Raw genomic sequence first — 2,200 nt, forward strand, 5'->3', positions numbered from 1 at the left:
ATCGGACGCTGGCACTATTCGCGTGCCGAGATGATCGCAGACGGTATCGTCCACGCGGTCGGCATCGTGCTGGCGATCGCGGCAGGGTCGGCACTGCTGGCGCTGGCGGCGTTTCGTGTCGGACCTGGCGAATACATCGCCGCCGCCTTCTACGTGGTTTCGCTGCTCACCGTGCTCTCGGTGTCGATGACCTACAATCTGTGGCCGGTGTCGTCGCCGGCAAAATGGGTGTTGCGGCGTTTCGACCACGCCGCGATCTATCTGCTGATCGCCGCGACCTATACGCCTCTCCTGGCGCAGCTCGAAGGCTCGCCGCTGGCGCGCTGGATGATCGTGCTGGTCTGGACCGCAGCAGTGCTGGGCATTGCCATCAAGGTGTTCTTTCCCGGCCGTTTCGACCGGCTGGCAATCGGCTTCTATCTCGCCATCGGCTGGAGCGGCATCATCCTTGTCAAGCCGCTTATCCAGACGCTGCCGACGACATCGATAGCGCTCATCGTCGCCGGCGGCATGGTCTACTCCTGCGGCGTCATCTTCTTCGCCTGGAAGGGGCTGCGCTTCCACAACGCGCTGTGGCACGGTTTCGTCGTCACCGGCGCCGGTCTGCATCTGGCCGCCATGGTCGACTGTCTGGTCATCAATCGCTTCTGACATTCTCGACGCGGCAATATTGCCAAGCGCCATTCAATTTGGTCACAATTCCGTTTAGAGTCGCGGTTTACGTGATCGGCGGCGGCATCGGAAACGGGGCACGGATGGCTTTTCTCAGATCCTTCGGCATGGGCAGACGTTCTGATGTCCTGATCTACGACCCCTATAAATTATCGAGCCCGCAGGTCTTTTTGCTCACCATGGTGATCTTCCTGGTCATCGTCGCCTTCATCGCCGCCATCCTCACCCGACAGATCTCAACCGCTTTTGGCAGCAATCCCGGCCTCAATGGCCTGATCGTCGGCGTGCTGGTGGTCGGCATCCTTTTGGCCTTCGCCCAGGTCGGGCGACTGTTTCGCGAAGTGCGCTGGGTCAACTCCTTCCGTGCCGGCTCGGAAACGACAGAACCAGTGCTTCTGGCGCCGATGAAGGCGATGATCGGCCGCTCCTCGGCGACGGCCTTCTCGACCAGTTCGATGCGCACCATGCTCGATTCCATCGCCACCCGCCTCGACGAAAGCCGCGACACCTCGCGCTATCTCGTCGGCCTGCTGGTGTTCCTCGGCCTGCTCGGCACCTTCTGGGGCCTGTTGAACACCATCGGTTCGATCCGCGAGACCATCGAATCGCTCGATCCCGGCACCGGTGACGCCGCCGCGGTGCTCGATTCCCTGAAGCAGGGGCTTTCCGCGCCGCTGGCCGGCATGGGCACCGCCTTCTCGTCCTCGCTGTTCGGCCTCTCCGGCTCGCTGGTGCTCGGCTTCCTCGACCTGCAGGCCGGTCGCGCCCAGACACGCTTCTACACCGAACTGGAAAACTGGCTGTCCTCGGTGACCGACCTGTCGTCGGACATCGTCGTCGCCGACCCAGCCAAGACCGAATCCTCCGACGAGATCCGGGTGCTGTCGGAACGGCTGCGCTCGATGCAGGAGAATGGCGGCGGCTCCAACCCACGCGTCGCCACCGCCATGGCCAATCTCGCCGACGGCATTTCCGGCTTGGTCAAGAACATGCGCTCGGAACAGCAGATCATGCGCGACTGGGTCGAAGCCCAGTCCGACGAGCAGAAGGCGATGCGCAACACGCTGGAAAAGATCGCCGATGCCCTGAAGAAGCCCGGAGTTCACTGAAGTGGCACTCGCCAGGGGCCGGCGCACCGATCGCCGCATCGACTACTGGCCGGGTTTCGTCGACGCGCTGTCGACGCTGCTTTTGGCCATCATGTTCCTGCTCACGGTCTTCGTGCTGGCGCAGTTCCTGCTGGGACGCGAAATCTCCGGCAAGGATACGGCACTCTCGCGCCTCAACTCGCAGATCAACGAGCTGACCCAGTTGCTGGCGCTGGAGCGCTCGACGGCGCAGGACAAGGATGATTCACTGGCCAATCTGCAGGCGTCGCTGTCAGCCGCGCAAGCGGAAAGGAGCCGGCTCCAACAGTTGCTGGCGCAAGGCGCCGGTGCTGGCGACGCCGCCAACCAGCGCGCCGCGGCGCTCGGCGGCGAACTCGACAGCCAGCGCCAGATCAGCCAGCAGGCGCTGAGCCAGGTCG

General features: G+C 63.5%; 2 protein-coding genes and 1 pseudogene. All 3 read left to right on the forward strand.

Annotated features, from left to right (window positions below):
• Positions 1-651: hemolysin III family protein (locus EN749_RS34560; RefSeq protein ID WP_245491569.1), on the forward strand; the 651-nt coding region annotated here is incomplete at its 5' end.
• Positions 652-755: 104 nt separating this feature from the next.
• Entirely contained in the window at positions 756-1,781 is a 1,026-nt protein-coding gene (locus EN749_RS34565) for a MotA/TolQ/ExbB proton channel family protein (protein ID WP_127396703.1), read from the forward strand.
• Position 1,782: 1 nt separating this feature from the next.
• A pseudogene (locus EN749_RS34570) lies at positions 1,783-2,200 on the forward strand (peptidoglycan-binding protein); the annotation flags it as partial.

The sequence above is a fragment of the Mesorhizobium sp. M7A.F.Ca.ET.027.02.1.1 genome, from assembly GCF_004022985.1.
Taxonomy (GTDB): domain Bacteria; phylum Pseudomonadota; class Alphaproteobacteria; order Rhizobiales; family Rhizobiaceae; genus Mesorhizobium.